Below are 25,067 nucleotides of genomic sequence, written 5' to 3' on the forward strand. Positions count from 1 at the left end.
CTTTCTCATATAAGAAAGAGGATTTTATTATTTATTCAAACCCAACCGTCATCGTCTCTGGATTTGAGCCGACGCGTTCGTTATTGTTTAATGCATCGATTTTTTCCATGTCTTCTTTGGAAAGCTCGAAGTCAAAGATGTCTGCATTTTGTTTAATGCGTTCTTCATTGATTGATTTTGGAATTGTCACGACACCGCTTTGCAGATCCCAGCGCAAGATGACTTGAGCAACAGATTTGTTGTAGCGTGCAGCAATGTCTTTCAATACGTCATGATCTAATAGCTTCCCTTGCATCAGCGGAGACCATGCCTCAATCTGAATGCCTTTTTCCTTTGCATATTGACGCAGTTCAACAAGTGTCAGTTTCGGATGAAATTCAACTTGGTTCACAGCTGGAACAACCTCAGCATCTTTTAACAGCTCTTCTAAATGCTGAATGTAGAAGTTGCTGACTCCAATGGCTCTGACTTTCCCATCTTTATAAAGCTTCTCAAGTGCACGCCATGTGTCTTTAAATGTATCTGCATTTGGTCCAGGCCAATGAATCAAATAGAGGTCTAAGTAATCAAGACCTAATCGGTTTAAGCTTGCGTCAAACGCTTCAAGCGCTTTTTCATAGCCTTGATCTGTGTTCCATACTTTAGATGTGATAAATAAGTCTTCTCGTTTCACGCCAGATTCTTTAATCGCTTTTCCTACGCCTGTCTCATTTTTATAAACAGCTGCCGTATCAATGCTGCGATATCCGTTTAGTATGGCTGCTTTTACGGCATCTACCACTTGATTGCCGTCCTCCACTTTGAATACACCTAAACCAAACCAAGGCATTTCGACTCCGTTATTCAATGTTACGGTATCATTCAAGCTTTTGACCATTTTAACAACCACCTTTTTTATAGATTCCATCTCTTTCATTATCTCATGTTGTGTTTCAAAACTCTATTATCAGGCGTTTCTCTTCGCTTCGACGGCTAAGAGCAGTGCACCTGTCATGCCAGCCTTGTCCTCAAGCCCGGGGGAGACAATGTATGTATCAAGCGGCGGCAGATCCACATAATCATTGACATAAGCAGCCAGCTTCTCTCGAATGAGTGGGAATAGCTGCTTTTGCTTCATGACGCCTCCGCCCATGATGATGCGCTCTGGGCTTAAAATGAGTGAGTACTGCATAAGCGCCTGCGCTAAATAATCCGCTTCAAGTGCCCAAACCGCTTCTTCCTGCGTAAGCTCTTTGGCGGGTTTTCCCCACCTTTTCTCAATCGCTGGTCCAGCTGCCAGCCCTTCTAAGCAATTTCCATGTGCCGGACAGACACCTGCAAACGGATCTGATTCATCCTGTCTGATAAGGATATGTCCCATCTCAGGATGTGAATGGCCGTGTAGAAGCTCATTTTTCACGACAGCTCCCGCACCAATGCCTGTACCGACCGTGATATACAAACAGCTGCTTAGCCCTTTGGCTGCCCCTTTTGTTAATTCACCTAGTGCTGCGGCATTGACATCTGTTGTAAAGGATACTGGGACACCTAATTGCTTCTCAAGCTCAGGAATGAACGGATAATGCTTCCACTCCACTTTCGGCGTGTTCATGATATAACCGTATGAAGGATCATCCTTTTGAACACAAATGGGTCCAAAGGAGCCAACCCCTAATGCTAAAATGTCATGCTGCTTAAAAAATGGAATAAGCTGCTGTATTGTTTTCTCTGGGTGCTCTGTTGGAATCGTCATTTCCTCTAAGATGTCTCCACGCTCATTGCCGATTGCACAACAAAATTTTGTACCTCCAGCTTCAATTGCTCCATAATAGGCCATCATTGATCTCCCCTCTGTTCGTTCTCTTTCTTCATCATAAAACACGAGGGAGAAGATGACAACATCACGTATTGGTGAGCAGAACAGCTTCCATGTCATTGATATACTCCCTTAAATGATGGGCAATATCACGGTTGATCTCACCATCTTCATATAAGGTTTGAATTTCATTTCGAATCGACTGTACAGCTTGGAAGTTAAGCTCTTTTTTCTTCCGATCAAATGAACGGTCTTTTTGCTGGAAGAAGCTTGGACCGTGTTCACAGCGGTAAATCACTTGATTGTAAAAACCAATCACTTGGTGGCACGTTTGCTGGTTTTCATCTGTCATATGCTGTTTGATCGAGTCTACCGCAGCCTCAGCCGTTTTCTTACGGATTTGTTTGTACGCGTCCTCTTTTTCTAAAATACCGCTTGAAATGTGCTGATTCGGCCGCCATAATTGTAGCCATTGAAGCAAGCGGAGAAACTTCACCTTTGAAAAACGAATTTTGAAGGAGTTTGAGTACAGCATTTCCAGCTCATGAAATCTCTCTTGTAGCTCATAGGCTTCTTCCTTGTCAATTTTCTCTTCATCAATTAATTGTTGAAGTTTCATCTGTTCTGCTTTGATGCCGTGCAGTCTGATTTTTCGCTCTTGTTTTCTCATCCCGAATTGGTATGGTTCACGCTGGATATTTCTCAGCTTCATTCGGTAATCATTGATGAGTGCAAGGGATACTTCCCTATTGTCCTCATTCATCCCTTCTTTTAACGTTTTAATAGCGCTTCTCAGCAGCTTCCGTTTCGCATGCTGAATCTTTGTATCCAAGTCCACGTCGACTTGTTTGTCTTTTTTCTCAGATAAAAGAGGCAGTAACACACTGGCTAAAATGAGTGTACATAAGATGACGCCTGCTGCGAGGAAGATAATCAAATGCCGCTCTGGAAATGGTGATCCGTCCGCGAGCGTAAATGGGATAGAGAAGGCACCGGCTAATGTCACAGCCCCGCGGACACCAGAGAATGTCATGAGCATCGAGGCGCGAAACTTCGGCTTTTTCACATTCTGCTTTTTAGTTGCACTCCATTTTCCTGCCCAGAACAGCCATACCCATAAGAACCGCAGCACCATGAGACATAGCGTAATAATTAAGATGTAGCTAATGACCTGCATGTTGTTAAAGGATTCATCTTGGAAAATAACTGTAGATACATCTGGAATCTGCAATCCAAGTATGACGAAAACAAGTCCGTTTAAAATAAATAAAATAATATTCCATGTGTTTGATGAAGCAATTTGCAGTTTGGCTAAATTCGCTTCCATTCGGTCTTGCTCAATAGCATGTGTCACACCGCCAGCCACAACGGCTAAAATTCCGGATACACCGATTTCTTCCGCTGCTAAATAAATCACAAATGGTGTAAGGATTTGCAGGATGATATGCATTGTGACATCGTCCATTCCTAAACGGCGGAGAAAATAGCGAAAACGAATGATAAAAAAGGATAGAATAAATCCAGTCAATAACCCGCCTGCTGCAATCAGTACAAAACTAAAGGATGCCTGAGCAATTGAAAATGCTCCCGTCACCGTTGCGGCAATGGCAAATTTAAAGGCGACAAGTCCTGATGCATCGTTCATCAGCCCTTCGCCTTCCAGCAGTCTCATGATGCCCTTTGGCATATTCACACGGCTGGATAAAGCACTTACTGCCACCACATCTGTCGGTGATAAAATTGCAGCAAGCGCAAATGCGGCTGGAAGCGGTATGCTTGGAATCATCCAATGAATGGTATATCCCGCTACAATGACGGTCGCAAACACTAGACCAAGCGCTAAAAGAAGAATCGGTGCTCTTAATTTCCATAGCTCATCCCTTGGGGTACGCTTCCCGTCATTAAATAACAGCGGCGCAATAAATAGCACGAAGAAGAGTTCAGGATTTAAAGAAATATGTAAACCTGAAGGAAAAGCTGCCACCAATATTCCTAAGCCCACTTGAATTAACGGAACGGGAATAAAGGGGACAAAACGATTGATAATATTAGATACTGCAATGAGTGCCAGTAGTACGAGCACTGCCAAAAAAATCTCCACTAGTACATGTCCCTCCTATGTATATTTTTCGTCAAGTTTTGCTTACATGCAAAGATGTGTTCATTTCATCCATCCGTCCGCTCAGAAGTGCTTCTTTAGTATTCCGCAAAAAGTGAAACCAACACATAACAATCCATCTAGGCAAAAAAAGGCTGAATCTAGATATTCAGCCAGCTGACAAAATTTTCATCATATGTATTGTTCAAATGATGAACAAAAGACCCTGCTTTTATTTTACACGAAAACTCCATCATCTGCTGATATTCAGCTCTTATTAAACACAAAAAAAAGAGCGGAATCGCCCTTTTTTCGTTTTACCCTTTATTTAAAAAATAAGACCTGGCGGGAAGACGCCATTTGAATAAGTAGGAACAAACTCTGCATACGACGAGGATGACAAACAGCAGATATAAAGCAAGCTCTCCTTGTGCTAAGCCGAGTCCGACGAATAAGCCGCCAAGGGCTGCCCATACGGCGTAAATCTCTGCTTTTAGCACAAGCGGCTTTCGCCCTGCTAATAAATCACGCACAATTCCGCCGCCGCTTCCAGTCAAAATGGCTGCCACAATAACTGCACTGAGCGGGAGTTCTCTTTGCACAGCAAATAATGCGCCTTGAATCGCAAACGCTGCTAAACCGATCGCATCCGAGAAATTCCCCCATGTGCTCCAATGCTTGAGCAAAAGCTTTGGAAAAAGAAACACAATCGTAATGGATACAAGGGCAATCGTAAACATTTTGCCCTGTGACCATAAAGCAGACACCGGCAGACCAATTAATAGATTCCGAATCGCTCCACCGCCAAATGCTGTCACAATCCCTAAAATGTACACACCAAGAATATCGTACTCTTCCTCCATTGCCACAATCGCACCACTAATAGCGAATGCGACAATGCCAATGATACTTAAGACTTCCCATGCCATTTTCCGCTTATCTCCTTACCTTTATCTGATCATCTAACACTACTCCCTTAATGTATATCTGACACAGGTGAAAAGCAATACAAATTTTCTTTAAATTTTATCTTTTTGCAAAAATAAAAAATAGCCCGCTTATAAGCAGGCTATCTCTTTCAATCTTCTTTTGCATTTAACAGCAGCATACTAATGATGATGAGAATAAATGCAATAAGGGCTAGTAGTGGAATGGTGATAAAACCAAACCAGTTTAAATAATCAACGGAACAAGGAACACCGCTCAGGCAAGGGCGAATCGATGCAAAGCCAGGTATCTTTTGTTCCATATAATGATAGATAGAAAAACAAGCGCCAATCACAGCCAAAGGCAGAACGTAATATTTCACTTTCACATCGCCTCTGAATGTCGCAATTCCAAGTAAAAGCACGAGCGGGTACATGAAAATGCGCTGAAACCAGCACATATCGCATGGGATAAACTTCTTTACTTCACTTAAATACAGGCTGCTCATCGTCGCAACGATAGAAACGATCCAAGCACTGTATAAGTAAACAAGCTTATTCTTCATGATTTTTTCCCTTTGAGCTCTTGATCAATTAATTCTTTGATTTCATCATAGTCATAAAAGTTTTCGACTTGTTTATTGTTAATGAAAAGAGTTGGTGTTGCATTCACTTTATATTGGTTCACAAGCTGATCGTCTGTGTTCAGCTGCGGCTGATATGTTTTCTTTGATAGGTTATCTTTAAGCTTGTCCGTATCTATTTTTGTTGTCTTTTTCGCTAGCTCCGTCAGCTTAGCAGGCGTGACCCATTCTGCTTCACTATCTGGCTGTGCTTGATAGACAGCTTCATGAAATGCCCAAAAGTTTTTCGGATCTTCTTTCCACACTTCTTCAGAAGCTAGTGCTGCCAGCACTGCGCCATCTCCATGAACAGGAAGTGGCAAGTTAATAAACGAAAATGATACATCGCCTTTATCTATGTAGTCCGCTTTCAGCTTTGGGAAAATGTCTGTTTCAAATGATTTACATGATGGACATTTATAATCCCCAAACTCGACGATTTGTACGGCTGCGTTTTTATCTCCCATGACAGGCTGTCCTTTAATAGAAGGCTTACTGTCAACCGTTTGTGCTTCTTTGCTGTTGTTATTTCCAATGACGACGAATAATCCGATGAGAAGAGCTGCGATAATGGTTAAAATGACAGCAAATTTAATGGATGATGATTGATTATTTTTTTTACTCACATAAGCACCTACCTTATCTTTTTCATTCCTTGAAAAGAAAAAGGATAATAGCTTAGAATAATGCCATTATCCAACTTCTTCTATTTTAACAAGAGGGGATTCATTATGAAAGATGGTATTCATGAATTTTTCCTAACAATTTTATTTCATTACCCTCATGGCATTTAAAACAGCGAGTACAGTCACACCGACATCCGAGAAGACGGCTTCCCACATGGTCGCAATACCAAATGCTCCGAGTAATAGGAAAACCCCTTTAACTCCAAGAGCAAATGCAATATTCTGCCATACAATTCTTCTTGTTCGTTTAGCGACAGCGATGGCTTCTGCTACTTTTGACGGCTGGTCTGTCATAATGACGATATCAGCCGCTTCTACCGCTGCATCTGAACCAAGTCCGCCCATCGCAATTCCTATGTCTGCTCTTGCTAATACCGGTGTATCATTAATGCCGTCCCCAACAAATAATAATTTTTCTTGAGGCGCTTTTTTCTGATCAATTTCTTCTAATTTCGTTACTTTATCCTGCGGTAATAATTCGGCATGTACTTCATCAATGCCAATTTGCTGGGCGACCGCTGTTCCGACTTGCTTGGCATCACCAGTCAGCATGACTGTTTGAATGCCAGATGCTTTTAGAGCTGAGACGGCTTCAATTGCATCATCCTTTAATTCATCTGCAATCAAGATCGATCCGGCAAACTCACGGTTAATGGCCATGTACACAACCGTTCCGCTTCGTTTTTCTTTTTCATATGAAATGCCTTCTCGTTCCATCAAGCGATGATTACCCGCTAACACTTGGGATCCACTGATGGTTGCTTTAATTCCATGTCCCGCAATATCTTCATATGCTTCGATCTTGCTTTCATCAAGCGGCGAACCATATGCCGCTTTAATTGATTCAGCAATCGGATGTGAGGAGTGGGCTTCTGCTAAAGCTGCAAAAGAAAGCAGCTCTTCTTCTGACCACTTGTCGCTCGTTGTCACGATATTGGTTACCGTAAAGTTCCCTTTTGTGAGTGTGCCCGTCTTATCAAATACAGCATAGCTCACAGAGTTTAGTGCTTCTAGATAGTTACTGCCTTTTACAAGGATGCCTCGTTTAGAAGCCGCCCCAATTCCCCCGAAGAAGCCTAATGGGATGGACACGACAAGCGCACAAGGACAAGAAATCACTAGGAAAACGAGTGCCCGGTAAACCCAGTCAGACAATTGAGCTGATGGAATGAGAAGCGGCGGCACAAAGGCAAGCAGCAATGCCAATACAACGACAGCCGGTGTATAGTATTTTGCAAACTTTGTGATAAAGTTTTCTGTCTGTGCTTTTCGGCTGCTCGCATTTTCAACCAAATCTAAAATTTTCGTCACTGCCGATTCGCTTAGCCCTTTTTGCACTTCAATTTCAAGAATACCGTTTTGATTCACAAATCCTGCAAGAACTTCTTTCCCTGCTTCTACATCCCGCGGCACAGACTCACCTGTTAATGCAGAGGTATCCACGAGTGAAAAGCCTTCAATGACGAGACCATCAAGTGGAATTTTTTCGCCTGGTTTTACGACGATACGGTCACCGACTTTTACTTCTTCCGGCTTCACTTTTTTCGTTTCATTTCCTACTTTGAGATTCGCATATTCAGGGCGAATATTCATTAGTTCACTAATGGATCGTCTTGAACGATTCACTGCTGCTCCTTGGAACAGCTCTCCAATTTGGTAAAACAGCATCACTGCCAGTGCCTCTGGATATTGCTGAATGACAAAAGCGCCAGCTGTTGCAATGGTCATTAAGAAGTTTTCATCAAATACTTGGCCGCGCACGATATTTTTCAGCGCTTTAAAAACCACATCGCCCCCGACTAGTAAATACGCTGCGAAAAACATGATAAATTTCAGTAAGCCATCTTCTGGTATAAAATAAGCTGCTGTTCCAATGACTGCACCGCCAATTAATTTGAGCACAATCGCTTTTAAGTTTTTTGTCCCATGATCATGATCGTGGTGATGTCCTTCTTCTTTTGGTGATACACTCACATGAGGTTCGATGGACTGAACCGTTTTTTCAATACGCTTTGACATCGTTTCTTGCTTATCTGCATGTGTGACAGTCAATGTCCCTGTCGCAAAATTAACGGAACAAGCTTCAACGCCATCCATTTTGCTGACACCTGTTTCAATTTTACGTGCACAGTTTCCACAATCAAGACCGCTTAATACGTATTCATCCTTCATTTTTTTCATGTTCTCACCTTTTTTCTATATGATAAGTAACGTTCCCTGGATCGATGAAACCTATTAAAAATCAAAAACTTTATATATGAGCATATATTCATATATTGGATTACCTTTATTATATGAGGAGTTCTTGTCTTCTGTCAATCATTTCTGAAGAAATCATTGGTTTTTTGTGTTCAATTCTGTCACACGGATTTTCAATAAACCAAGCTCATGTCCCCCGCCCTCCGCATAACATAAAAACGATCGTTTGCAGTTTTTCTCTTTACAAAAGAAGGACAGACGCTTAGAATAAAATAAAAGTTTCCTTAAGGAAACAAATTAGCGTTAGAGAATCATTTCATCCTTTAGTCAAAATTATTTAATGTATGCATATATCTTTAGGAAGTGCAATGATGATTGAAAGGGGCCGCAAGAGATGTCAAATGCTTTAACAATCGACCGTCTTCATGTCTCATATCACGGACAGGATGCATTAGAGAATGTCTCTCTTTCCATACAGGAAGGGACAATGACAGGAATCATCGGTCCAAATGGTGCTGGTAAATCGACGTTACTCAAGGCATGTTTGGATCTCATTGAAAAAGACCAAGGGGATATTCGTTTTTTTGAACAGCCCTTTAAACACGTCAGAAAACAGATCGCCTATGTACCGCAGAGAAATGATTTAGATTGGACGTTTCCGATTCATGTACTGGATACCGTACTACTTGGAACATATCCGAAGCTCGGACTAATCAAACGTCCAAAAAAAGAAGACCGGGCATATGCGTATCACTGTTTAGAAAAAGTCGGGATGCAGGACTTTGCCAAAAGACAAATCGGTGAGTTATCCGGCGGACAGCAGCAGCGTGTCTTCCTTGCAAGGGCACTCGCTCAAAACGCACAGCTCTTCTGTTTGGATGAACCATTTGTCGGGATTGATATGGCAAGTGAAGAAACAATGGTTCGCATTTTGAAGGAATTACGAGATGAAGGGAAAACCATTTTGGTTGTCCATCATGATTTGAGTAAGGCAGATGATTATTTCAGCCATCTTGTTCTGTTAAATAAAAAGCTCATCAAAGCAGGGCCTGTACACGACATCCTTCGCCCAGAGATCATGCTGGAAGCATATGAAACACAGCTGCCATTCTTAAAATCAGCAGGAGGAGACGTGTAATGGAATTTTTAACCGGACTCTTTGAATATGCTTTTTTACAAAAAGCGCTATTTACATCCGTCATGGTAGGCATCATTTGCGGCGTTATCGGCTGCTTTATCATTTTACGCGGCATGGCCCTGATGGGAGACGCCATTTCTCACGCCGTACTGCCAGGGGTCGCCATCTCTTATATGCTTGGAATTAACTTTTTCTTCGGGGCCGTTTTAACTGGCGTGTTAACAGCGATTGGGATCGGTTATGTGAGTCAAAACAGCCGCATAAAAAATGATTCTGCCATCGGCATTGTCTTTACAGCCTTTTTCTCAATCGGAATTATTTTGATCACATTTTTGAAAAGTTCAAGTGATCTATATCATATTCTATTTGGAAACGTTCTAGCTGTTCGATCAGCTGATATGTGGATTACACTGGGAATCGGTATTTTTATTTTGCTAGCCGTCATTGTTTTCTACAAGGAACTGCTTATTAGTTCATTTGATCCGGTGATTTCTTCGGTTTACGGTTTGCCGAATCGTATGATTCATTATTTTCTCATGACCTTATTGACCCTTGTGACCGTTGCATCACTGCAAACCGTTGGGATTATTCTTGTCGTTGCCATGCTGATTACGCCGGCAGCCACCGCCTATCTCTTAACGGACCGGCTATGGATCATGATTTATTTATCTGCTTTTTTCGGTGCTGTTTCTGCTGTCGTAGGTCTTGGGCTTAGTTTTACGTATAACTTGTCATCTGGCGCTTCCATCGTGCTGGTCGCGACTATTTTATTCGGCAGTGCCTTTATCTTTTCACCAAAGCAAGGCATTCTATGGAGATCATTAAAATCTAAACGAAAACGAACGCACTTAAAAAAGGAAGCGTCTATGTAAAAGGAGGACATATATGAAGAAGGTATTTGCTATCCGTTTGACCGCAGTATTCATTGCCCTTATGATCATCGCAGGCTGTTCGACCAAGCAAAGTAATTCCGGTAAAGATGACGGCACATTAAAAGTTGTCACGACCTACTCCATTCTTTATGACATTGTGAAGGAAGTAGGCGGGCAGCATGTCTCTATTCACAGCATTGTTCCCATTGGTACAGATCCGCACGAATTTGACCCACTGCCAAAGGATGTTCAGTATACGACGGATGCAGACCTTGTTCTATATAATGGCTTGAACCTTGAAACAGGGAACGGCTGGTTTCAAAAGCTGCTTGAATCGAGCGGCAAGGACGGGGATGATGCACCTGTAGCCGAGATGAGTAAAGGCGTGAAAGTGAAGCATTTGTCCTCAAAAGGCCTTGAAAGCCAGCAGGACCCTCACGCATGGCTGAATGTTGAGAATGGGATCCTTTATGCCCAAAATGCCCGAGATGCGCTTATTCAGGCGGACCCTGAACATAAAGAGGATTACGAAAAAAATGCAGAAGCCTATATCAAAAAGCTTCAAGCTCTTCACGATGAAGCAAAAGACAAGTTTGATCAGCTGCCAAAAGATAAAAAACTCCTTGTCACAAGTGAAGGGGCATTCAAATATTTTGCAGAGGCGTATGGATTGAAAGCCGGCTATATTTGGGAGATCAACACAGAAAGTGAAGGAACACCAGGACAAATGAAGCGCATTATTCATTTTGTCAAAGATCATCAAGTTCCTGCGCTCTTTCTTGAAACAAGTGTTGATAAACGCAGCCTTGAAAGCCTCTCTGAGGAAACCGGGGTTCCGATCAAAGGAAAAGTCTTCACGGACTCTATTGGAAAAGAAGGGGAAGATGGAGACAGCTACTATAAGATGATGAAATGGAATATCGACACCATTTACAAAGGGCTGTCATCATAAGAAAAGACAGGTGGAGTGAATCCGCCTGTCTTTTTTGTCAGCCTGTTATATTTTCTGGATGTTTTTTCGGCCAAATGACGTAGCTGATGCTAATGATGAAATCAATCGTTAAGATCATCCCCCATGTATTGACAAGCTGCATCAGCGCTTCCGTCCGCTCTGGTGCTTGGATGAGATAGGTTAATCCATATAACAGCCCCGCTCCAATAACATAAGAAATGAAATGCCGCGCCCAGCCGACCATTTCATACACAGACCGCTCTTTCCCGTACTTTGGTTTTCCCTTTGGCTTAGGGCCTCCTGCAAATCGATAAGCAAACCTAGCATCTGCCCATTTCACCATTTGATGTCCGAAGGCAAGGCTCACACCAATATAAACAGCCGCAAGCCCGTGGATGACACTCGCCACAGCCCCTTGCCTTAAATCTATATAAGTAGCCGCAAGAAGGATGAGATCTAAAACTGGCGTACAGACAAGAAAAAAAGCACCCCACTTTTTCTGTTTAAACACATAACGAAGCGTTAAGCCCATTAGAATAAACAGCCAAAAACCAATTTCACATGCCACAATCAATAACCCGACCAATTTCTCCACATCCTTTTTAATACGATTGTATTAAATAAAAAATAACACATCTGTGTTAAAAAAACAACAGCTATGCTAAAATCAATGTATGCCAAAAATCGTCGATCACCATAAACAAAAACAAAAGGTCGCTCAAGCTGCAATGAGAGTGATTAAACAAGAGGGATTGGAAAACGCTTCTGTACGAAAAATAGCAGTCGAAGCTGGAATTTCAGCCGGCTCTATGCGTCATTATTTTTCCACACAGCAAGAGTTATTTCTCTTCTCTATGAATTTAATTCAGGAAAGAGTCAAGGAGCGGATTACAGGGCTTTCATTAAACGGTTCAACGGAGGAAAATGTTCTCACTTTATTGGAGCAGCTTCTTCCACTTGATGAAGAACGAAAATTTGAAATGGAGGTGTGGCAGGCTTTTACAGTCAAGGCGCTGACTGAACCAGATCTACAGCCGCTCAATGCAAAGATGTATGACGAGCTTTTCCAAACGGTCCAATATTGTTTAATGAAATTGAAAGAGGATGGGCTGCTGCTAACTGATATCGATCTTTTATTAGAAACTGAGCGGCTTTATGCGGTCATCAATGGGCTTGCATTGAATGGAATCGTGCAGCCCGAACGTATACCGCCTCAGCTCATACGCTCCGTACTGCAGATGCACCTGCAATCCATCACAAAAAAAGACATGTCTCCTTAATTGGAGAGCATGTCTTTTTTTAATCTTCCATAAAAATACGTTTCGCTTCGTAGTAAAGCACCTGCACAAATTTCTTCACATTGATACGGGTGTGTTCTTCTCTTCCGCTCATCTCTTTCGTCAATTCACTCATTTTCTTTCGGACGATGGTGAAATCGAAAAATTTAGATGCGTAATTTTCAAACGTTGGATGAGAAAAATCGGTTAGCCCAAGTGATGCGATGTGTTTTAATGATTGGTTGATCGCACGTCTTACCCGCTGTTCGGCTGCCTTTGCTTCTCTTGCGATGTCTGCCGATGTGTAGGGCTCACTTAACTTATCCTCTGTAATCCCAGTGAAAATGATCTTTAAAGAAGGAAAGGAATCATGATGATCAGCATGCAGCGCTAAATACTGGTCTGTAAAAAGAATCATATCTAATAAATCTTTGGACCCCTTCTCCCCCACAATACCAAGCTCCGCCAGCAAAAACTGCCCCGCCTCTGCAAGACTTTTCCCCCGCTGCTTCGTTTTCGTCTGACCGCGCTGCTGAAATTGCATGACCGATTTGAGTGAGTGCTGAATATTTTCAATTGAATGCTCTAAATGAAGACGTTCAATCATGAGATGGAGAACACTTAAGACCTCTACACGATTGATCGGCTTTGTCACATAATATTCGACGCCAAGCGTATACGCCTGTCCGATTAATTCCTTTGTTTCAACCTGTGACAGCATTAAATATTTCCCATGAAACTCATCCTTGATCGCTCGAATCGTTTCAAGCCCGTCCCTTTCCGGCATCAATAGATCAATACATAAGATATCAATGTGCAAATCATTTAAGTAGCTGGCTGTTAACTCTGCGCCATCCTCTGCTTCCCCGGCCACAATGCCAAGCTCTTCATCTTCAATGAGCTGAGCCAGTGAAGAACGAACGGCTTCATCATCATCAACAATAAAAAATCTCATCTCCCAATCCCCTCTTTTCTACTGACTTGATCTACTGGTATCGTTAATGTGAAAATCGTTTGTTCATTTGGGATACTTTTCATCTCAACACTTCCGCCAAGCTTCTCCGCTGTATCCTTTACATAGGCAAGCCCGATACCGCTCGATGGATTCCCAGCCTGATCGTATTTTAAAGTGAAGCCCGGTTTAAAAATCACATGATGATTACGTTCTTTTATGCCAGGCCCGTTGTCGCTGATTTGAAAAATCACGTGGTTTTCTTTCTGTGAAATAGAAAGTGACACCTCTCCTTCTACAGGAATGGCTTCAACAGCGTTGGATACGATGTTATTTAACAAAGATAGAATGGTATACACGTGATAGGCGGGATGCTTTCCATCTTCATCATAATGAAAGACGATGTTTTTTTTAAGAGATTCTGCATAATTTTCATGAATGCGAATAACAAGCCCAGCGATATGAGAAGGGCTCTCATAAGCCTGGAAGTTTTCCTCATGAATCAGCTTTGATAAGGCAGAAAAAATCCGCTGGTTATCCTTTTTGATTTCATGCACCTCTCCTGCAATCTGCAAGGCGGTTTTACCGAGCTTTTTCAAATCCAATGATTCCGCATCCTTTGCGTGGTGAAGGGATTGATACAATTGATAGGATGTGGCCGTAATATGCTCAGCATGTGCGAGTGTTTTATGAAAATATGTAGATTCTGTGTAAAGATTAGACAGAAGCATCAGCAGATGTTCCTTTTCCTTTTTCATCTGACGCTCTCTCGCCTGCTCTTCATATAAGCGAATCATTGTATAACAAGCCAACACGAAAAAGCTTCTGAATATCGCCAAAACAAATAATTGGAACAGCGTCCTCACCGTTAAAATTTCATCCATCGTGCCTCGAAGTGCGATGATTTCAACAACGCTTGCGCACAGCTCCATGACGATGCCTGTTGCTCCAATCAGCCATGGCTGATCGCGGAAACGTCTGACCTTCAATAAATAAAAGAGTGTGCCATAGACAACATAATAAAGCAGGGAAGGAAATCTTAATGAAACTGCCTCTTCAAGCGGAAGATGCCCTGTCACAGCTGTATCAAGCAGCACGCGAAACACAAAAACAGATATCCCAGCGATGATGCCGCTTGCCCATGCCGGAAATCTTTTCATTTGAAGCAGGATAAAGAAAAAGACAACGGTTCCAAAGCTGACCCGAAAACTGTCCTCAAACGGATAAAATTTAAACTCTCCGCCAATCGGCGTCAGTACAATGAGCAGCACAATTAAATAAGGCTCTGTATTCAGCCATTTTTTCAGTAGATTCAAACGCAGTCACATCCCTAATAATTGACGATAGTATACTATGTGAGCTAAAGAAAAACAAACCTCCATGAAAAAGCGCACACCGGAACTTTGCCGGTGTGCGCTTCTCATGATGCCGCTTAATCTTCTAAACGATCCTTTTCTAAAAGTGATGCACCAGCAATACCTGGTTTTGTCATTTCAAAAGGATTTAAGATGACATCAAGCTCTTCCTCTGTTAACACATCATTTTGCAGACAAAGCTCACGTACAGATGCGCCTGTAAGGATGGCTTCTCTTGCAATTCGTGCAGCCGCTTCATAACCAATATGCGGGTTCACCGCCGTCATGACACCGGCACTCTTTTCTACATATTCTTTTAATCTAGATTCATCTGCTTTTAGGTCACGCAAGCAGTTGTCCACGAAGGACTCGAATACATTTTTCATCATGCTGAGAGATTGAAGCAGGTTGAACACTAACACTGGTTCCATAACGTTTAGTTCAAGCTGGCCAGCCTCTGATGCAAGACAGATTGTGTGATCGTTCCCAATGACTTGGAATGCCACTTGGTTCATGACCTCAGGCATAACTGGGTTGACTTTCCCTGGCATGATGGATGAACCTGGCTGTCTCGGCGGCAGGTGCAGCTCACCAAAGCCTGCTCTTGGACCTGAAGCCATCAGACGAATATCGTTCGCCATTTTGGACATGTTCATCATACATACTTTAAGTGCAGCCGATACTTCTGTATAAGCATCCGTATTTTGCGTTGCATCGACTAAGTCTTCAGCGCCAACTAACGGTAATCCGCTAATGTCAGATAGGTAGCCAACCACTTGGCGAATATATTTAGGATCTGCATTTAATCCAGTTCCGACTGCTGTTGCACCCATATTGACTTCATATAAATGCTGTCTAGACTGTTTGATACGTTTAATATCACGAGCAAGAACTTTTGCATACGCACTAAACTCTTGTCCAAGTCTGATTGGAACAGCGTCCTGAAGATGCGTGCGTCCCATTTTGATGACATGATCGAATTCCTGCGCTTTTTCGGTCATGACTTGATGCATGTTTTCCATCGTATAAAGTAGTTTTTCAATCATATTCAATGTTGAAATATGAATCGCTGTTGGGAAAACGTCGTTTGTTGACTGCGACATGTTCACATGCGTGTTTGGACTTAGCTCAGTATAAGCGCCTTTTTCCTTTCCTAGTAGTTCAAGCGCTCTGTTTGCAATGACTTCATTGGCATTCATATTCATTGAAGTGCCAGCCCCGCCTTGAATTGGATCGACAATAAATTGATTGTTCCATTTTCCTTCGATGACCTCATCTGCGGCTTGAACAATTTTTTCTCCAAGACCAGAATATAGTCGCTGAGTATCCATATTTGCAAGTGCGGCTGCCTTTTTGACAATCCCTAATGCTTTGATGAGTTCCTCATGAATACGGTAGCCTGTAATTGGAAAGTTCTCCACTGCACGTAATGTTTGAATTCCATAATATGCTTGAGTGTCTACTTCCTTTTCACCTAGAAAGTCACGTTCGATTCGAACTTGCTTGTCCTGTAGCTTCGTCATTTGAAAAGATCTCCTTTTTTACGCTGCTTTTGTTTGTTGTTTTAATTCCTCAATATACTTCTTCGATTTCTCTTGATCAAATACTTTTTCCCATTTAGACATGACAATGGCTGCAAGTGAGTTACCAAATACGTTCACTGTTGTACGAACCATGTCAAGAAGTCGGTCGATCCCAACGATGAAGGCAAGTCCTTCAAGCGGCAGTCCCATAGCACCAAGAGTTGTGATGACAACAACGATCGATGCACCTGGTACACCAGCCATTCCTTTAGATGTCAGCATTAAAATTAATAGTAACGTAATTTGCTCATAGATGGAAAGCGGCATGCCGTACATTTGTGCAACAAATATCGCAGCAATGGATTGATAGATGGCACTTCCATCTAAGTTAAAGGTGTAGCCTGTTGGAATAACGAACGACGTGATCGCTTTCGGGCAGCCGAACTTCTCCATTTTGTCCATTAATCTAGGCAGTACAGCTTCTGAACTTGCTGTTGAGAAAGCAAGAATGATTTCTTCTTTTAATACTTTAAATAGTGTAAAGACGCTTGTTCCAGCCATTTTCGCAATAATGCCAAGTACAACAATGACGAAGAATGCCATTGTACCGTAAACGACAAGTACCAGTTTGCCTAGCGGGAGAAGCGCTCCGACCCCGAATTTGATCACCGTCACACTGATGAGCGCGAATACACCAAATGGTGCAAACTTCATCACTTTATTGGTCACCCAGAACATGGCTTCGAGTATACCTTCAAAGAATCCTAATACTGGTTTTCCTTTGTCTCCAACTGCGGCAATTCCTAATCCGAATAAGACTGTAAAGAAGATGGTTGGTAATAGATCACCTTCTGCAATGGATTGGAAAACGTTTGTCGGTACAAGATGCACCAACGTTTCAGAGAAAGTCGCTTTTTCAGAAGAAGCCTTAGATGTCTCTTCATATTTAGAGATATCACCTTTCTCCATGTTGCTCATATCAATTCCTGTACCAGGATGGAACAAGTTTGCTGCAAGCAGTCCAACTGCTAATGCAATCGTTGTCACAATCTCGAAATAAAGAATGGTTTTTCCGCCGAGTCTTCCGATCGTTTTCATATCTCCAACACCTGCAACTGCTACAATCAATGCAGCAATAACAATTGGAAGAACGATCATTTTAATTAAATGGATGAATATATCGCCAATCGGCGTTAACACATTAATAACGGTTTCATTTTGATAAAACAGCGCTCCCACGACAACACCCAGAACAAGTGCAATGAGTATTTGAGAAGCTAACCCTAACTTTTTCATACGTGAACCCCCTTTTTTTGATAACGCTTTCTTTGTTGCTTAATCGCATCTTAACGACGAACCTACAAAAAACGACAAAAAGGAACAAAAAGAAGTGAATTTTTTATGAAAAATCTTTAAAAAGGTGGGTTTTTCCACAATATTGTAAAAAAAAGACTTCGCTTTTGGCGAAGTCTTAGAATATATAGACAACGTGTTAAAATGATTTTGTTTTCACACGTTGTCTTCTTTTCAGCGTGAGAGAAAACCTTTGAAGTCTAGGAAGGTCGAGCACCAGCGCGGAGCGAATAGACATTCGTGAGCACTGGCGCACAGACCTGACAAAGAATGCGAGAGTTTGTCTACATGCTGGGACTTCGCTTTTGGCGAAGTCTTAATGATTTTGCATCTGTTCACTTGGTGTATGTTGATTTGGAAAAAATTCATCATAAATCGTATATCCAATGAGCACAAGAGCAACGTAGAACAATGCACTAACGGTCCAAATCCATTTGACATTCAACTTCATTCTGCCACTCCCTCTCTAACTGGCTTCAATCGCTGCAATCTGAGCGCATTCAGCACAACGGACACGGAACTAAAGGCCATTGCTGCTCCTGCAAGCCATGGCGCAAGGAAACCAAATGCAGCAATCGGTATCCCGATACAGTTATAGGCAAGCGCCCAAAATAGGTTTTGTTTAATGTTTCTCATTGTTTTTTTACTAAATTCCAGCGCATCTGCAATGGCATGGAGATCTCCCGTCATGAGCGTAATATCTGCTGCTTCCATGGCAACGTCTGTCCCTGTTCCCACAGCCATCCCAATATTCGCTGTTGCAAGAGCTGGGGCATCATTGATACCGTCTCCGACCATGGCGACTTTCTTTCCCTGTTCCTGAAGCGCTGCAATGTGAGCCGCTTTTTCTTCAGGCAGCACTTCAGCAATGACATGATCAATGCCCGCCTGTTTCGCAATCGCCTCTGCTGTTAGTTTATTATCACCTGTCATCATCACAACGTGAATCCCCTGCTCTTTTAGACGAGCGATGGCTTGTGGAGAGGATGATTTGATTGTATCTGCGACCGCGACAATGCCGGCGACTTCGCCGTCAATCGCAACAAGCATAGCCGTTTTCCCTTGCTCCTCCAGCATTGTGACAGATGCTTCAATTTGCTCATATCGGATATGATGTTTCTGTAATAGCTTACGCGTTCCAATCAAAAGCTTGTGTCCTGCTGCCTTTGCTTCAATTCCATGACCTGGATCTGCTTGGAACGCTTCAACCTCGACCGCTTCAAGACCTCGTTCCTTCATACCGTCTGTGATCGCCCGGGCAAGCGGGTGTTCCGACTGCTGTTCTGCCGAGCCTGCTAGCTGCAGCAGCGTATCTTCTGTCCAGTTGGCATATGCCAGTACATCTGTCAGACTAGGCTCTCCTTTTGTCACAGTCCCTGTTTTATCTAACACTACCGTGTCGAGTGATTGAGTCACTTCTAAATGCTCTCCGCCTTTAAACAGAATGCCTGATTCAGCCGCACGGCCGCTGCCAGCCATAATAGAGGTTGGTGTCGCAAGGCCGAGCGCACACGGACATGCGATGACAATGACAGCTATAAAAGTTTCAAGTGCTGACGCCATATTTCCTGGGTCAACAAAGAAAAACCATATGAGGAATGTGAGCACAGCAATTCCTACAACAATGGGAACAAATATCCCTGATATTTGATCTGCCATTCTTTGAATCGGTGCTTTTGAGCCCTGTGCTTGCTCTACGACTCGGATAATCTGTGAAAGAGCCGTCTCTTTCCCGACTTTAGTCGCTTTTATTTTGATAAATCCATTTTTATTCATCGTTGCCCCGATGACCATATCTCCTGCTGTTTTATCAACCGGCAGACTTTCTCCTGTAATCATGGACTCATCTATTGCGGTTGTCCCCTCTATGATTTCTCCATCTACCGGCACTTTTTCCCCGGGTTTGACAAACACAAGATCATTCACTTTCACGTCAGAAATAGGCACAGTCATCTGTTTGCCATCTCGCTCGATAACCGCTTCTTTCGCCTGTAAGCCCATCAGCTTTTGAATCGCTTCTGATGATCTTCCTTTTGCTCTTGCTTCCATTAATTTTCCGAGCACGATCAACGTAATGAGGACAGCACTTGTTTCATAATAGAGGGCTGCCTCACGTGTGCCTCTAATCGCTGACTGAATGCTTTCATATAAACTATAGAAAAACGCGGCAGATGTCCCAAGTGCGACAAGAACATCCATATTGGCACTTTTATTTCTTAAAGCCTTATACGCACCTACATAAAAGGGCCAGCCGACAATGAACTGCACCGGCGCTGCTAACGCCAGCTGTACCCATGGATTCATAAACGCTTCTGGCAGCCAAATAAAGGACGTAAAAGAAAAATGGCTGACCATTGCCCAAAGAAGCGGCAGTGATAAAATCATCGAGAATAAAAAGCGTGCCGTTTGCTTTTCTATTGCAGCTTGCCGGTGATCTTTTTTTCCTTCCTCCGCTTGATCTGCAGCTGGTTCTATTAAAGAATACCCAATAGACTGCACCGCATCTTTTATGTCATTTGCAGACGTTTGGCCCGGATGATATGTGACCTGAAGTGTCTCAAGGGCAAAGTTTACAGACCCGTGATCGACACCGTCCATTCGGTTAATTTTTTTCTCGATTCGGTTTGCACAAGCTGCACAGGTCATTCCCTCAATATCAAATTCTGCTTGCTCCATCACCACATCATAGCCAAGAGATTGAACTTTTCGCTTCAAATCATCTGGTGTTAGCTGCTCTGTTTCATAAATGATATGAGAAGTTTCAAGCGCCAAATTCACACTGGCATCCTCCACACCTTCCAGCCTGTTCAATCCCTTTTCGATGCGGCCTGCACAGGCAGCACAGGTCATCCCCGTAATTTGAAAATCAATTTCCTTTTTCATTGATCTCACCTCTCCACATACTCCATGGGGGTATAATATTTGAAAAAATACGTGCTGTCATGCAGCACGTATCAGATTGTGACAAAGGGTTAAAATGTTCTTTATTTTAACCCTTTGTCTTCTTTTCAGCGTGATAGAAAACCTTTGCAGTCTAGAAAGGACGAGTACCGGCGCGGAGCGAATTTGACATTCGTGAGCACCGGCACGCAGGACTGACAAAGAATGCGAGGGTTTGTCTACACGCTGAGACGTGCTGTTATGCAGCACGTATGTTCATTTATACAACATCATATCCCTGTTCCTCAATCACATCGGAGATACGGTGTAACGTGACTTGATCTGGGTGAAATGAAACCTCCACCTGTCCTTTGTCTAAATGGACTTTTACAGATTCAACACCTGCTAATTCTCCTACATTTCCTTCGACTGCTTTCACGCAATGTCCGCAAGACATGCCCTGCACTTGAAGTGTTGCTTGTTCCACTTCTCATCGCCTCCATCAATCATTTTCTACAATTTACTATACCCTAGTAGGGTATCAATGTAAACATAAATGCTACGATTTTGTCAGTTTCGTAAAGACCGTCATTAACTCTTCAATGGCTTCATCCCCATTGCCGCTCTTGATAGCATCTGCAACACAATGGTGTGTATGCTTTTCCATCAAATGAAGACTGACTTTTTTCAAAGCCGCATTGACTGCGGAGATTTGATTCACAACATCTATACAGTAACGATCGTTTTCAATCATTTGCTGAATCCCGCGAACTTGTCCTTCCACTCGTTTCAAGCGATTGATCAATTGATCTTTTTCCTTCTCGGCTCTTGGCGAAGCCATATGTCGTTCTTCATGTTCTGTCATGTGATCACCTTTTTTCTATTATGACTTGTCATTACCTAAATTAAAGCATATCTCCACCGGAAAAGGCAAAGATATGCTGAGTACCGCATATAAAGCTGTGTTTGTCCTAATTTGTTAATTGTTCGATATCCTGCAAAAGATTGACGGATTGCTGAAGTTGTTTCATCAATCCCTGCTGATCCTCCAATATGGAGGCAACATCGATATCGCCTGCTTTCAATTGCTGTAAATACGTTTGGATTTCCTCTGACAGCACTTTATTTTTTTCAATGATTTGCGCATGCAGGTCTTCTGCCATTTTTGGCGCTGTGACGTCATTAAACTCTTGAATGTCTGCCTTCAATGATTCAAGCTGCTGCGTTAATTCTGCTTTTTTGGCGGCATTTTGCACAGCTTCTTCAGCGAGTTTTGGAAAATCCTCTGTAAATTGCTGAATGTCTGTCACATAGTCATTTGCCTCAGTGACATATGTCGTTGTATCGTTGACCTGATCAAGCAAACCGGAGCACCCGCTTAATACAAGCGTTCCAGAAAATAGGAAAGCCATCACATATTTTTTCAAGATCGATCATCCTTTCATCTGTAGGATTAAAAGCATCATTTGTTCCGCTTCTCTATCACACAGATGCAAAAAGACCTTAAAAATAGCCAGAACTTTGCCTCATGTGTGATAAGCAAAGGTCTGGCTAACATTGTTCATGCCGGAATGGCCGAGAAACAACGAATGTTTCTGTAGTGACGACCAAACCGTAAAAGCTACTCCCCTTTAGGAAACCGTTCAAATGTTATGTTTATCATATCGAATGTCAGGACAACAGTCAATTCGAAAGATCCTGCTCTTGATACAGCACATGGCCCTTACCAGTGGATGCATAAATCCGGTTCCGTCCTTGGCGTTTTGACATATACAAGGCCTGATCCGCTTCAAATAGAAGTGTTTCTAATACACAAGGATCATTGGCTGTATGAGCAATTCCAAAGCTCGCTGTCACTCGCACTTTTTCCTCATCATTCTGAAAGAAGCTCACTTCAAACGAATGTCTTATTTGTTCCGCGATATGACATGCCTCTTTAAACGACTGATGCGGCAGACAAATAGCAAACTCTTCTCCCCCATATCGTCCAAATAAATCATCCATTTGTAAATGCTCCTGACAAATAGAGACAACATGACGCAGCGCTTCATCCCCAATATGATGTCCGTGTGTGTCATTGATTTGTTTAAAGAAATCAATATCAAACAGCATAACAGCCGTATCCTGTGCATCCTCTTCCAGGATCATCTGCGTTCGTTCGATGAAAGAAGAACGATTGAAGATATTCGTCAAACCATCAATATACGCACGACGCTCCAGCTCTTCCTGCAGCAAACGCTGCTCTGTTACATCACTGATCACTATTTGCCTGCCCTCGATCTCTCCTCTTCTATTAAATAGAGACGAAGCGGTCAAATGATAATAGCAGGACTGGTCTTTTTCCTTTTTCCACATTAAATCATATTGCGAATGATCCTGCGGAGAGCGCAGCCATTGAATGAACGCTGAATCTTTGATGATTGCTGAGAAAATATCGTCGATTTTATGGCCAATTCCCTTTTTATTCGCAAGTGCTGGAATGATCGATGCAGCAGCGGGATTGTAGTCAATGAGTGTCCGATATCGATCTAAAATTAGAACCCCTTCAGACATATGCTCAAACACACGCTCCATTGCAATGGGAGAGATTTTAAAGAGCTGGAACGACATAATCGCCCATAAATAGAGTGCATTGGTTAAAAACATCACCACTGGGACTGGATCAATATGTAGGGGTGTAACACCTAATAAATAAATAAAAGAAGTCAAAATTGGTAATGACATTCCCACTAACAGTATCAGAATCTGCTTTAAATATTCTTTTTTTGTGACACGTAAAAACCAAAGCAGCATAAAGATAGCAAGCATCGAACAGCCAAACGTATAAACGCCATGAATGACATACCAATAGCCAATCGTAAAATCAGCCAATAAAAACCCATCTACTGGATTCATCGTGATGCTTCGATAAAAGAGTGAATGTAAAGAGTTGGTGAACACCATAATGGTTGTGAGAGTTGGAATCAATAAGATGAGAAGCACGCGGCGCTTTGTGAAATATTGATGGAACCCCGTAAATTGCAGCACAATCAGCAGACTGAGCGGTGCGATAAACGGAAGACCTATGTATTGAAAACAAACCCAAAACATGATTTCTCCAGGAGTACGAGCCAATAATTCAAACGTATGCCCAAAGATATAAATCGCAGTTGCTCCAGACATGTACATAAACAATTGACAGCCAATATATCGATGGCGGTTTGCATGAGCAATGATTGATAATATCACGGACAGAATGCCAGAAACACTCATGATCACAATAAAATGTAAAACAATCGAATCCATGTAAACGCCCCAATTTCAGTTATTTAGAACTAGTCTAATCTTACTATATATGAGGACGTCTCAAATGGGAAGATGTGATTTTGAATTGGTTGGAGGTTTTTTAAAATCTTTATGACATTTGTTTATTCTTCTTTTTTTACAAAACGCCCCACAAGGGTCTTAAGACACCTTTTTAACTAATTAAAAATTCGCCGAAAATTAACTTCCAGCTCAATATAAAACCTACTTTTTTACCCTTTTTTATCATATTCACCACACCAGATTTTTTTTACAGTACAATGATGACAACATTAAATGGAAGGGGAAAACTTAATGAATAAAAACAATCGTAGTAAGATTTCTAAACTATTTATAGGCTTGTTAACAATTATCATATCCACAACGTTTTTTTCCAATGTAAGCTATGCGGAAGTGAAAAAATCAGATGATAGCAACTCTGAAAAAAATCAATCAGAACAAAAAGATGTTAAAAAGGCAAAAGTCAGTATGAAGGACATAAAGAAAATAGAGTCATATTTATATTTATCTAAAAAAGGAACACTTATTTTAAAACCAGATTATACTGATTTGAATCTAGATCATACAATAATTAAAGAAGTAAAGACATGGCTGAAGTATAGCAACCAATTAGTACTTGAAAAAAAAGCTGTTATTCAACCTGATTTTAGTATTAAAATGCTAGACGAATCTAACACTAATTCACTTGATCATAAGGCATCAACATTATCTAAAGGATGCGGTAAGAACGGTCACAATGTTTATTGGTGGGGATATAACTTATACTTTGATTGCAATGAGACCAGATCTTTATATCAGTCTTTCAAAGCTGGAGGGGGAGCTACTAGTGGAATCGCAGCCATTTCTAGATTCATACCCGTTCCTCCTACTCAACTAGCTAGTGCTATTGCTGGAGTAATTGGTGGAGGGCTTGTGGGATTTGGTCAAATGATTCAAGATGAACATGAAGGACATGGCGTAAGAATAAGATTTACTGGATTAGGTTATGCAGCAGTTCCATCTGGTGTATTCCCACAATAAATATAGGGAGGTAAAAAAATGACCTTCATCATTATCATGGCAGGTTTATTTATGCTCATTCTTTTAGATAAACCGTTTCAAAAAAGAAAGTCTGGTTTATTATTCTTAGTATGTT

General features: G+C 41.9%; 23 protein-coding genes. 5 read left to right on the forward strand and 18 right to left on the reverse strand.

From position 1 onward, the window contains the following. Window positions 1-31: 31 nt before the first annotated feature. The 7 genes from NSS76_RS15820 to NSS76_RS15850 form a co-directional block, all read right to left on the reverse strand. The gene (locus tag NSS76_RS15820) at window positions 32-877 is read right to left on the reverse strand and encodes an aldo/keto reductase (protein ID WP_073207440.1); all 846 of its coding nucleotides are present in this window, start codon (window positions 875-877) and stop codon (window positions 32-34) included. 69 nt (window positions 878-946) lie between these two features. Continuing rightward, window positions 947-1,816: an ROK family protein gene (locus NSS76_RS15825; protein ID WP_073208404.1), complete on the reverse strand. Its 870-nt coding sequence runs from the start codon at window positions 1,814-1,816 to the stop codon at window positions 947-949. Window positions 1,817-1,880: 64 nt separating this feature from the next. Next, the gene (locus tag NSS76_RS15830; protein ID WP_133744570.1) at window positions 1,881-3,896 is read right to left on the reverse strand and encodes a Na+/H+ antiporter; all 2,016 of its coding nucleotides are present in this window, start codon (window positions 3,894-3,896) and stop codon (window positions 1,881-1,883) included. 314 nt (window positions 3,897-4,210) lie between these two features. Beyond that, entirely contained in the window at window positions 4,211-4,822 is a 612-nt protein-coding gene (locus tag NSS76_RS15835; RefSeq protein WP_024423463.1) for a trimeric intracellular cation channel family protein, read from the reverse strand. A gap of 149 nt (window positions 4,823-4,971) precedes the next feature. Continuing rightward, a complete protein-coding gene (locus NSS76_RS15840; RefSeq protein ID WP_133744569.1) occupies window positions 4,972-5,385 on the reverse strand; it encodes a disulfide oxidoreductase in 414 nt (137 codons plus the stop codon). Further along, entirely contained in the window at window positions 5,382-6,068 is a 687-nt protein-coding gene (locus tag NSS76_RS15845; RefSeq protein WP_044331353.1) for a DsbA family protein, read from the reverse strand. Before NSS76_RS15845 ends, NSS76_RS15840 begins: the two co-directional genes overlap by 4 nt. Window positions 6,069-6,209: 141 nt before the next feature. Further along, window positions 6,210-8,309 carry a heavy metal translocating P-type ATPase gene (locus NSS76_RS15850; protein WP_308280970.1) on the reverse strand — a complete coding sequence of 700 codons (2,100 nt, stop codon included), beginning with the start codon at window positions 8,307-8,309 and terminating at the stop codon, window positions 6,210-6,212. Between the two features lie 412 nt (window positions 8,310-8,721). On the opposite strand from NSS76_RS15850, the gene NSS76_RS15855 reads away from it, so the two are divergent. Genes NSS76_RS15855 through NSS76_RS15865 form a run of 3 tightly spaced genes read left to right on the forward strand, consistent with a single transcriptional unit; the run spans window position 8,722 to window position 11,289 of the window. Beyond that, the gene (locus NSS76_RS15855; protein WP_024426045.1) at window positions 8,722-9,465 is read left to right on the forward strand and encodes a metal ABC transporter ATP-binding protein; all 744 of its coding nucleotides are present in this window, start codon (window positions 8,722-8,724) and stop codon (window positions 9,463-9,465) included. Continuing rightward, entirely contained in the window at window positions 9,465-10,337 is an 873-nt protein-coding gene (locus tag NSS76_RS15860) for a metal ABC transporter permease (RefSeq protein WP_058838167.1), read from the forward strand. Before NSS76_RS15855 ends, NSS76_RS15860 begins: the two co-directional genes overlap by 1 nt. 13 nt (window positions 10,338-10,350) lie before the next feature. Beyond that, entirely contained in the window at window positions 10,351-11,289 is a 939-nt protein-coding gene (locus tag NSS76_RS15865) for a metal ABC transporter substrate-binding protein (RefSeq protein ID WP_341082436.1), read from the forward strand. Between the two features lie 37 nt (window positions 11,290-11,326). On the opposite strand, the gene NSS76_RS15870 is transcribed toward NSS76_RS15865, so the two are convergent. Then, entirely contained in the window at window positions 11,327-11,875 is a 549-nt protein-coding gene (locus tag NSS76_RS15870; RefSeq protein WP_041108485.1) for a hypothetical protein, read from the reverse strand. A gap of 88 nt (window positions 11,876-11,963) precedes the next feature. On the opposite strand from NSS76_RS15870, the gene NSS76_RS15875 reads away from it, so the two are divergent. Then, on the forward strand, window positions 11,964-12,569 hold the full coding sequence (locus NSS76_RS15875; RefSeq protein WP_024426047.1) for a TetR/AcrR family transcriptional regulator: 606 nt from the start codon (window positions 11,964-11,966) through the stop codon (window positions 12,567-12,569). Between the two features lie 19 nt (window positions 12,570-12,588). Here NSS76_RS15875 and NSS76_RS15880 read toward each other — a convergent pair whose 3' ends face one another. The 10 genes from NSS76_RS15880 to NSS76_RS15925 form a co-directional block, all read right to left on the reverse strand. Then, on the reverse strand, window positions 12,589-13,521 hold the full coding sequence (locus tag NSS76_RS15880) for a response regulator (protein ID WP_034280916.1): 933 nt from the start codon (window positions 13,519-13,521) through the stop codon (window positions 12,589-12,591). Further along, window positions 13,518-14,834: an ATP-binding protein gene (locus NSS76_RS15885; RefSeq protein ID WP_034623877.1), complete on the reverse strand. Its 1,317-nt coding sequence runs from the start codon at window positions 14,832-14,834 to the stop codon at window positions 13,518-13,520. Before NSS76_RS15885 ends, NSS76_RS15880 begins: the two co-directional genes overlap by 4 nt. A 116-nt stretch (window positions 14,835-14,950) precedes the next feature. Beyond that, entirely contained in the window at window positions 14,951-16,396 is a 1,446-nt protein-coding gene (gene aspA / locus NSS76_RS15890) for an aspartate ammonia-lyase (protein WP_024426050.1), read from the reverse strand. Between the two features lie 18 nt (window positions 16,397-16,414). Beyond that, window positions 16,415-17,692, reverse strand: coding sequence for a cation:dicarboxylate symporter family transporter (locus NSS76_RS15895; protein ID WP_024426051.1), 1,278 nt, complete (start codon window positions 17,690-17,692; stop codon window positions 16,415-16,417). Between the two features lie 373 nt (window positions 17,693-18,065). Then, the gene (locus tag NSS76_RS15900; RefSeq protein ID WP_258011093.1) at window positions 18,066-18,200 is read right to left on the reverse strand and encodes a hypothetical protein; all 135 of its coding nucleotides are present in this window, start codon (window positions 18,198-18,200) and stop codon (window positions 18,066-18,068) included. Further along, window positions 18,197-20,632, reverse strand: coding sequence for a heavy metal translocating P-type ATPase (locus tag NSS76_RS15905; protein ID WP_341082437.1), 2,436 nt, complete (start codon window positions 20,630-20,632; stop codon window positions 18,197-18,199). Before NSS76_RS15905 ends, NSS76_RS15900 begins: the two co-directional genes overlap by 4 nt. A 277-nt stretch (window positions 20,633-20,909) precedes the next feature. Beyond that, the gene (copZ, locus tag NSS76_RS15910) at window positions 20,910-21,116 is read right to left on the reverse strand and encodes a copper chaperone CopZ (RefSeq protein WP_024423475.1); all 207 of its coding nucleotides are present in this window, start codon (window positions 21,114-21,116) and stop codon (window positions 20,910-20,912) included. 72 nt (window positions 21,117-21,188) lie between these two features. Continuing rightward, complete coding sequence (locus tag NSS76_RS15915) at window positions 21,189-21,494, reverse strand: metal-sensing transcriptional repressor (protein ID WP_012011272.1); 306 nt, start codon at window positions 21,492-21,494, stop codon at window positions 21,189-21,191. Window positions 21,495-21,600: 106 nt separating this feature from the next. After that, window positions 21,601-22,056 carry a DUF6376 family protein gene (locus NSS76_RS15920; protein WP_341082438.1) on the reverse strand — a complete coding sequence of 152 codons (456 nt, stop codon included), beginning with the start codon at window positions 22,054-22,056 and terminating at the stop codon, window positions 21,601-21,603. 256 nt (window positions 22,057-22,312) lie between these two features. Further along, complete coding sequence (locus NSS76_RS15925) at window positions 22,313-23,914, reverse strand: histidine kinase N-terminal 7TM domain-containing diguanylate cyclase (protein ID WP_341082439.1); 1,602 nt, start codon at window positions 23,912-23,914, stop codon at window positions 22,313-22,315. Window positions 23,915-24,226: 312 nt separating this feature from the next. On the opposite strand from NSS76_RS15925, the gene NSS76_RS15930 reads away from it, so the two are divergent. Continuing rightward, on the forward strand, window positions 24,227-24,952 hold the full coding sequence (locus NSS76_RS15930; RefSeq protein ID WP_341082440.1) for a hypothetical protein: 726 nt from the start codon (window positions 24,227-24,229) through the stop codon (window positions 24,950-24,952). Window positions 24,953-25,067 lie beyond the last annotated feature (115 nt).

This window comes from Bacillus sp. FSL R5-0654 (genome assembly GCF_038008745.1).
Classification (GTDB): Bacteria; Bacillota; Bacilli; order Bacillales; family Bacillaceae; genus Bacillus; species Bacillus safensis.